Annotated in this window: 9 protein-coding genes; 1 reads left to right on the top strand and 8 read right to left on the bottom strand. The window is 54.5% G+C overall.

The genetic code is table 11. From position 1 onward, the window contains the following. The coding region (locus ACVBEF_RS19475; RefSeq protein ID WP_447125575.1) for a hypothetical protein at positions 1 to 330 on the bottom strand (330 nt) is incomplete at its 3' end. A gap of 434 nt (positions 331 to 764) precedes the next feature. Continuing rightward, a complete protein-coding gene (locus tag ACVBEF_RS19470; protein WP_447125574.1) occupies positions 765 to 1,328 on the bottom strand; it encodes a hypothetical protein in 564 nt (187 codons plus the stop codon). A gap of 141 nt (positions 1,329 to 1,469) precedes the next feature. Here ACVBEF_RS19470 and ACVBEF_RS19465 point away from each other — a divergent pair, with 141 nt between their 5' ends. Further along, entirely contained in the window at positions 1,470 to 2,990 is a 1,521-nt protein-coding gene (locus tag ACVBEF_RS19465) for a DUF4080 domain-containing protein (protein ID WP_447125573.1), read from the top strand. Between the two features lie 13 nt (positions 2,991 to 3,003). Here ACVBEF_RS19465 and ACVBEF_RS19460 read toward each other — a convergent pair whose 3' ends face one another. The 6 genes from ACVBEF_RS19460 to ACVBEF_RS19435 form a co-directional block, all read right to left on the bottom strand. Next, entirely contained in the window at positions 3,004 to 3,222 is a 219-nt protein-coding gene (locus tag ACVBEF_RS19460) for a DUF3717 domain-containing protein (protein WP_447125572.1), read from the bottom strand. A 48-nt stretch (positions 3,223 to 3,270) separates the two neighbouring features. Next, on the bottom strand, positions 3,271 to 3,663 hold the full coding sequence (rbsD, locus tag ACVBEF_RS19455; RefSeq protein ID WP_447125571.1) for a D-ribose pyranase: 393 nt from the start codon (positions 3,661 to 3,663) through the stop codon (positions 3,271 to 3,273). 128 nt (positions 3,664 to 3,791) lie between these two features. Next, entirely contained in the window at positions 3,792 to 4,709 is a 918-nt protein-coding gene (rbsK, locus tag ACVBEF_RS19450) for a ribokinase (RefSeq protein WP_447125570.1), read from the bottom strand. A 16-nt stretch (positions 4,710 to 4,725) separates the two neighbouring features. After that, a complete protein-coding gene (locus ACVBEF_RS19445) occupies positions 4,726 to 5,751 on the bottom strand; it encodes a LacI family DNA-binding transcriptional regulator (RefSeq protein ID WP_447125569.1) in 1,026 nt (341 codons plus the stop codon). Between the two features lie 207 nt (positions 5,752 to 5,958). Continuing rightward, a complete protein-coding gene (locus tag ACVBEF_RS19440) occupies positions 5,959 to 6,921 on the bottom strand; it encodes an ABC transporter permease (protein WP_447125568.1) in 963 nt (320 codons plus the stop codon). Positions 6,922 to 6,938: 17 nt separating this feature from the next. Beyond that, the coding region (locus ACVBEF_RS19435) for a sugar ABC transporter ATP-binding protein (RefSeq protein WP_447125567.1) at positions 6,939 to 7,982 on the bottom strand (1,044 nt) is incomplete at its 5' end.

Here is a 7,982-nt window from a genome sequence, read left to right as displayed (position 1 = left end):
CCCCCCACTCCCCGCTTTCACCGCCTTCATATGCGCAGGCCCATGCGTATTAATCCAGGCAACTTCCCGCTCGGCATACTCACGCAACAACAATGACGCCCCCATCGCCAGACCATTCAAGGCCTCGATTTGAGACCGGCTGACGGTTGGCAACGGTACCTTTGCACTAGCGTCTGCGGGAGCCGAGCCGGCGATTTCCAGACAAGCATGAATACCGTGCGTGATATCGGACGCAAGCGCAACAAAGTCGGCAAGAGGGAAGTGTTTTGCATCCTCATTGATCCAGCTAAACGGTGGACGAGGAGCATTAGGGGGAGTTGTGTTGGACATCGGTCTATCCTTTAGTCTAAGTTGACCCGCGCCCGTCAGAGTTAACGGGTGGGCGGCAAATGACGGAGGTGACAGACTGGTGATAGCTCCAAACCCAGCAAGCCCGAGGGCTTCCCCGTCACCGCCGCCCATAAAGGACGAACGAAGACGCAGCCCGCATGGCGCGGTCTGGGAGCTAGCAACCAGGCTGTCACACCTGTGTTCCTTTTTGAGGAACGTTGACACCATACTCTCGCTAAAAACGGTGGTCAACCGCTAAATAACAGTCAAGAAAATGACGCCACAGAACCAAGAACTCTCCGACCTAAAACCCCTCCCAATGTCGCAAATTCATATCCCATCGCCCTCGAAGCGACACTAAATTTGACCTTGCAGACGCAGCCACTTTTGACGTTTTTTGAATTGGCATAACCTTCCCCGAGGCTGCCCCATTTTTATATGTCATGTATTACGCGCATCTTGACGAAATTTGATAAAAGTCCCCAAAAGGTATTGATTTCACGAAAGTCCCCCTCTGCAACCTGCTTCGCGTACCGCGTAAAATTTTTGATTAATTGGGATTTTTCATTCATCTCGTGCAATTTATTGTCACGCTTAGCTGTTTTAGCTGTAATTAAATCGCTGAGTCTTCGGTCTTCTGTTTCTATCATTTTGCGTAAAGAAATGTCTTTTTCTGTTGCTAACGTCTTTTGATAATCTTGTTTTGTTTGTACCAACGTATTTATTTCAAACACAAATAATCCCACATCATTTTCCAACACGTCCATCTGGTGTTGCAGGGAGTAGACGCAATTTCGAAGCGATTCCGCCAGTGATTTAACCCTGTCTTGCAATTCAGCGTCGTAAGCAGCACGCACTACATCAGGGCGATTTGTGCAGCTCAATATGTTGTTACTGAAGGTTGGTTGCGTCAGCTTTGTTTGTGCATCCGCAATGTCGTTAAGGCTCGCAGTGTTACCCCCTACAGGGCCGGTATTCGCAAGTGGTGGCGTCGGCATAACTTACTCTCAAGTAATTAATCGAAAATGCAGTCTAGATGCGCGGGATGGTTGGATAAAGTCAAAAACCGCTCAACGCCCCAACACGCGTAAAATCCCCCCAATTGCGCAAACCCGCATCCCCTATTCCAGCCCCACAAGATGACTATTCTGCTCTCCACCCTCAACGCCCGCTATTCCCACGCCTCCCTCGGCCTGCGCTACCTGCAAGCCAACATGGGCGATCTGCGCGCCGACACCCAACTCCACGAGTTCGTCATCGGCGCAAAAACCACCGACATCGTCGAAAAGTTGCTCGCCCACAAAGCCACCGACGGCAGCACCACCATCGTCGGTTTCGGCGTGTATATCTGGAATATTGAAGAGACCACCAAAGTCGTCGCCATGCTCAAATGCATCGCGCCTGAGATCATCATCGTGCTGGGCGGCCCGGAAGTCTCCTACGAGTCGGATCAGCAACACATCGTCAAACTGGCCGATTATCTGGTCACCGGCTGGGGTGACGTGACCTTCCCCGACCTGTGCCGACAAATCATCCATGGCCCCAAGCCCTTGATGAAAACCCACATCGGCATCCAACCGCCGATGGCCGATATCACGCTGCCGTATTCGCTCTACAGCGACCACGACATCGCCCACCGCACGCTGTATGTCGAAGCCTCACGCGGGTGTCCGTTCAAGTGTGAATTTTGTTTGTCGGCGCTCGATAAAACAGCATGGCCGTTTGGGCTCGATACGTTTCTGGCCGAGCTGGAGTCGCTGCATGCACGCGGCGCACGACTGTTTAAATTCGTTGATCGCACCTTTAATCTCAACGTCAAAACCAGCCTCAATATTCTGCAATTTTTTCTCGATAAACTCGCCGCCCATCCCGACGATCCGGTGTTCGCCCATTTTGAATTGGTGCCGGATCATTTGCCCGATGCATTGAAGGATGCGATCACCAAATTTCCGCCCGGTGCGTTGCAGTTTGAGATCGGCATTCAGAGCTTTAATCCCGAGGTGCAAGCACTGGTCAGTCGCAAACAAAACAACCAGAAAGCATCCGACAATATCCGCTGGCTGATCACTGAATCGCACGCCCATTTGCACGTCGATCTGATCGCCGGATTACCGGGCGAGGACGTAGAAAGTTTTGCCCGTGGCTTCGATCAATTGGTCGCGCTGGAACCGCACGAGATTCAGTTCGGCATCCTCAAACGCTTGCGCGGCACGCCGATTATTCGGCATACGCAAACCTTCGGTTTGATCTTTGACCCGCATCCGCCCTACACCATTCTGGCGACCAACCTGATCGATTTTGCGACCATGCAACGGCTGGTGCGGTTTTCACGGTATTGGGATTTGGTGGCTAACTCAGGGCGTTTTTCACACACGCTGCCGATCATTTTGGGCGATACACCGTTCTTTAGTTTTATGGCGTTTTCGGATTGGCTGTACGGCAAAACGGATGCGACGCATCGGATTGCGATGGATAGATTGGCGGGATTGGTGGGGCAGTGGTTGCGCTTGCAGGGTATGAGCGAAGCCAGCGTGAACGCGGTGCTGAGTACGGATTACGCCGGGCAGCCGCCGAAGTTGCCGAATGCGCCTAAAGCTGTCGCCGTTGCGCAGACGACTACGGTGGCACCGCTGCGACAGGCGCGGCATTTGACGGCTTAAGTTAACGTGATCATCAAGCCCGGCGTTGCTTCTGCCAGACAGCAATCAACTGTTGCGAAGCCACATCGATGGCTTCTAACGACACGCTGCTAAGCCGATTAAAAATCATCAGCGCATACACACTCGCCAATGAGTTCACCTCTGGCGAGAGCGCACATTCTTCACCGATCGCGGGCCGTTGCAGGCGCCAGTAATTGATGGCTTCTTCGAGTTCTGGCAAGGAAATATTCATGGCGTATTGTACGCATGGAATTTAGCTGTTTGTCAATCTTCCAGCATATCAAAACACTACGCCAGCGACCAAAATGATATTTGCATACGGCGTACATTCGCCGGTACGCACAATGGCGCGTGCGCCTTGCGTCATGTGTTTGAAGGCGGTGTGTGTCAATACGCGCTGATCGGGCAAGCCGAAGGCGTTAATCTGGGCGGCTAATTGCGGGCTTTGATGCAACAGCGCATCGGCGACGACGTGATGCTCAACTTGCATTTCGCTGAGTACCGTTTTGAGTGTGTCGATAAAGCTTGGCACACCATGCGTGAGCGCTAAATCAATAAGCGGCACGCCAGCGGGAACGGGCAAGCCAGCGTCGCCGATGACGACCATATCGCCATGCCCGAGGGAGGCGATTAGCTGGGATAAGGCGATGTTGAGTAGTGGGGTTTTTTTCATGTTTTTGTCTCCGTTAATGTAGGACTTACGCAAAATTGTTCCAGCAAGGCAGACTGACGAAGACAGTACGAAGGTACGGCTAGGAAGGATAACGCCGCTGGGGCGATTTTGCGTAAGTCCTATTAATTTTATGCTGGCAATAACTCGCGCCGATACGGAATCGAGGTCTGCGCGCCGATCCGTGCAACGCTTAGTGCTGCTGCACGCTGACCAAACGCAATCGCATTCTCTTCGCTCACGCCTTCAGCAAGCGCAGCCACAAAGCCGCCGATAAACGTATCGCCAGCGGCGGTGGTATCGATGGCCGTGGTTGGCTCTGCTGCAAAATGTGCGATGCCGCCAGACAGTGCCGCACGCACGCCTTTTGCGCCGAGTGTGACCAACACATTGGGGCATCCGTAGCGGCGTAATTCGCCAATGATTGCATCGATTTCGGCATCGTTATTAAGACCCGCATCAGGACGATTGACCAGCATCGCGGCTTCAATTTCATTTGGAATTAAATAGCTTAGTTGTGCCAGCAATGCCTGCGGCAATGCCTGCGCAGGAGCGGGATTGAGGACGACGATTTTACCCAGCGCATGCGCCATTTCGATAGCATAGCGCACGGTTGCCAAGGGTGTTTCCAGCTGTAACACCACCACCGTCGCTTGCGCGATCAATGCGCGGGCGGCGTCGATATGCGCGGGGCTTAACGCGTCATTGGCACCGGCGGCCAGCATGATGCTGTTTTGGCCCCTGGCATCGACTGTAATTGCCGCCACACCGGACGCCATCCCGGCGACCGTGCTGATGTGCGTATCGTCGATCCCATCGTTCCGCAAGGACGCTCGCAATTCTGTTCCAAAGGCATCATCGCCCAGGCAGGCAATCATTGCGACCTTAGCGCCAGCGGGACTAAGGCGCGCACAAGCGACCGCCTGATTCGCCCCTTTACCGCCCGGTATCGTCTGAAACTGTCCGCCACCCAAGGTTTCGCCCGGTTGCGGCATGCGTGGGATGCGCATCACTAAATCCATATTGATACTGCCGATGACAACGATCATTTGATCTTCTTTCTTATTATTTTGTAGAGTTAATTTGACTAACGCTAGAACCCCGGACATGCAGCTCGGGCGCAATCGTATGTTGCTGCAAACCGATCTCAGGATGGGCGATGCGCGCCAGCAAACATTGTGCCGTCAATTGTCCGAGTTTGCGGGTATTTTGCGCCACGCTGGTAAGCGTCGGATGGACAAATTGCGCCAGGTCGATGTCATCGAAGCCGACAATCGCCAACGCCTGCGGCACGGCAATGCCGCGTTCTGCGGCGGCACGCAATGCGCCGATTGCCATCAAATCGTTGCAACAAAAAATCGCATCGGGACGTGATGCCGGGGCCAGATCGAGCAGTCTGCAAGCCGCTGCATAACCGCCTGCGCTGGTAAAGTCGCCGTAGACGCACAAGGCATCGGGCAAGTCGGTATGCGCTTGTATCAGGGTCTGGCGCAGACCGGCAATACGCTCCCGTGAAATCGCAATTTCGGCAGGGCCGCCGATACAGGCAATCCGCTTGCGTCCCAATGCCAATAAATGCTGCGCCGCCAGCGCGCCTCCGGCAGCGTTATCGACCGCGATTAAATCAATCGCCAGATCGTCGGCCAGCTCTTTGCGCGCGCGATCAAGCAACACGGCAGGAATCTTCATTTTGCGCAGTATTTCGCCATCGGCCCGGCCCAGCGTGGCAACAATCAAGCCATCGCAGCGCTTGGTGAGCAGCATGTTCAGATAGTCGCGCTGCTTGGCCGGATCGTCGTCGGAATTACACAAAATGACGCTATACCCGGCGGCGTAACAACTATCTTCAATCCCGCGTGCGACTTCAGAAAAATACGGATTGGTATTGTTGGGAATGATCAGCCCGATAGTGCCGGTGGTTTTGCTTTTTAACGAGCGTGCCAATGCGCTCGGCACGTAGCCCAGCGTCGCCACGGCTGCGATGACGCGTTCGCGGGCGTGGGCGCTGACGGGGCGCGTTTGATTTAATACATGCGAGACCGTGGTGTAGGAGACCCCGGCTACTTTCGCTACTTCTTTGATGGTTGCCATGTGCGGGTCATTAATTCATTGATAGGTTTCATATTTTCTTGATCCAGTGGCATCGAGCGTCCCTTCGATACGGGGACAAGCCCCTACTCAGGGCGAACGGGTTTTACTTAAACTTAAAAAAAATCCGTTCTTCCTGAGTAGGCCGCAGGCCGTATCGAAGGACGCAACTGACGTAAAAACGTTAACGTCATATCGCAAAGAGACTCTTCAAGCCGCACGCTCATTGCGCCGACGGTAGGCGTCAAACACCACCGCCGCCACAATCACGATGCCGGTAATAATGCGCTTCATCGGCTCGCTCACACCGACTTGCGCTAGCCCGGCTTCGAGTACCGAAATAATCAATACGCCAATAAAGGTGCTGATCACCGAACCACGCCCACCCATCAAACTAGTACCGCCAATGACGACTGCGGCGATCACTTGTAACTCCAAACCGACGCCGCCGTTGGGGTCTGCCGCTTCCAGCCGTGAGACTTGGAACAACGCACCGACACCAGCCAACAACCCCATCAACGCGAACACCATGATTTTGCCAGGGCGCGGATTAATACCGGCTAAACGCATCGCTTCTTCATTGGTGCCTATGCCGATCCAGTGGCGTCCGACCACGGTTTTGGTGAGCACTAATTGTCCGGCGATCACGACTACTATGGCGGCGATAAATGCGGGCGATAAACCGAAAATAATCGGTGAGCTGATCGAATCGACCGCGCTGCCGATATATACCGTGCGTGAACCAGTGACCTGATACGCCAGCCCGCGCGCTATTTCCAGCACACCCAACGAGACAATAAAAGAAGGAATCCGCCAGCCGACCGAGATGGAACCGGTGACCGCGCCGCACAAGGTCGCGCTCAATACGCCTAGCACACAGGCTGGGAACAGGCCCCAGCCCCATTGCACCATTGCCGTTGAGAGGACCGAGGCGGCTAGCGCCAGCACCGAGCCTACGGATAAATCGATGCCGCCGATGATCAATACAAAGGTCATTCCGACGGCCATGACCACTAGCGTCGGAATATCGTTGGAGAGGGTTTTAAAGGTTTCGAGCGTGAGGAAATTTTCGCTCAGCACTGAAAACAAGATGCACATTGCCAGCAATGCGCCGATCAGGCCGACGTAATTGATGAGGCCGCCCATCGTGTTTTTGAATGAAGTTGTCGTCATGGTGATTATCTAAAAAGTTATGCGGCGGTGGTTGAGTGAGCGGCTTCCAAAGCGGCGGACACTGCGGCCTCAGAAGGCTTGGCATAGCCGCTAAAAGCCGCCTGCAAAATCGCATCCTGACTCCATGCGCCACGGGTAAATGTCTGCACCATGCTACCGGCACTCATGACTGCAATGCGGTCGCTGATGAGCATCAATTCGCGTAAATCGCTAGAGACGATGACCAGCCCTTTGCCCTGACGCGCCAACTCTGCGAGCAATGCATAAATCTCAAATTTAGCGCCGATATCGATGCCGCGGGTCGGCTCATCGAATAGCATGATCGGGCAATCGCGGTAGAGCCAGCGTGCAATGACGACCTTTTGCTGATTGCCGCCGGAGAGTTCGCCGACCGGTTGGGCGGCGCTGCGGCAGCGCACTTTTAACTGTCCGATGTAGTCGTCGGCGATGCGGGTTTCAGCGTCGGCATCAATCCAGCCGCCGTTGCTGACGCTGTCGAGTTTGGCGAGCGTGGTGTTGGCGGCGATGGATTGCGAGAGCAACAAACCCTGCCCTTTACGGTCTTCGGTAATCATCGCCAGCCCGGCGGCAATGGCGATTTTCGGTGAGTGTATTTTGGTCGGCGCGGTATTGTCGCCTAAGAAGATGTCGCCCTGATCGGCCCGGTCTGCGCCAAAAATCAGTCTTAATAATTCTGTCCGTCCTGATCCGATCAGACCGGCAATGCCGAGGATTTCGCCAGCGCGTACATCGAAGGAGGTCGGATGTACCACGCCGCGGCGGCCTAAGTCACGCACACGCAACAGCGGCGCACCAAAGGTACGTTCGCCATGCTCACGCTCGGCATCGACGCTGCGCCCGACCATCAGACGCACCAGATCGTCGCTGCTATAGCCGGCAATATCGGCGTCGCACACCAGCTCGCCATCGCGCAGCACGGCGATGCGGTCGGCTACGCGTTTGAGTTCTTCGAGCCGATGCGAAATATAGACTATCGCTACGCCTTCGGATTTGAGTCTGGCGATTTGCAAAAACAGTAATTCGACCTCACGGTCGGTGAG

The sequence above is a fragment of the Glaciimonas sp. GG7 genome (assembly GCF_052976905.1).
This window is presented reverse-complemented; position numbering and strand designations above follow the sequence as displayed.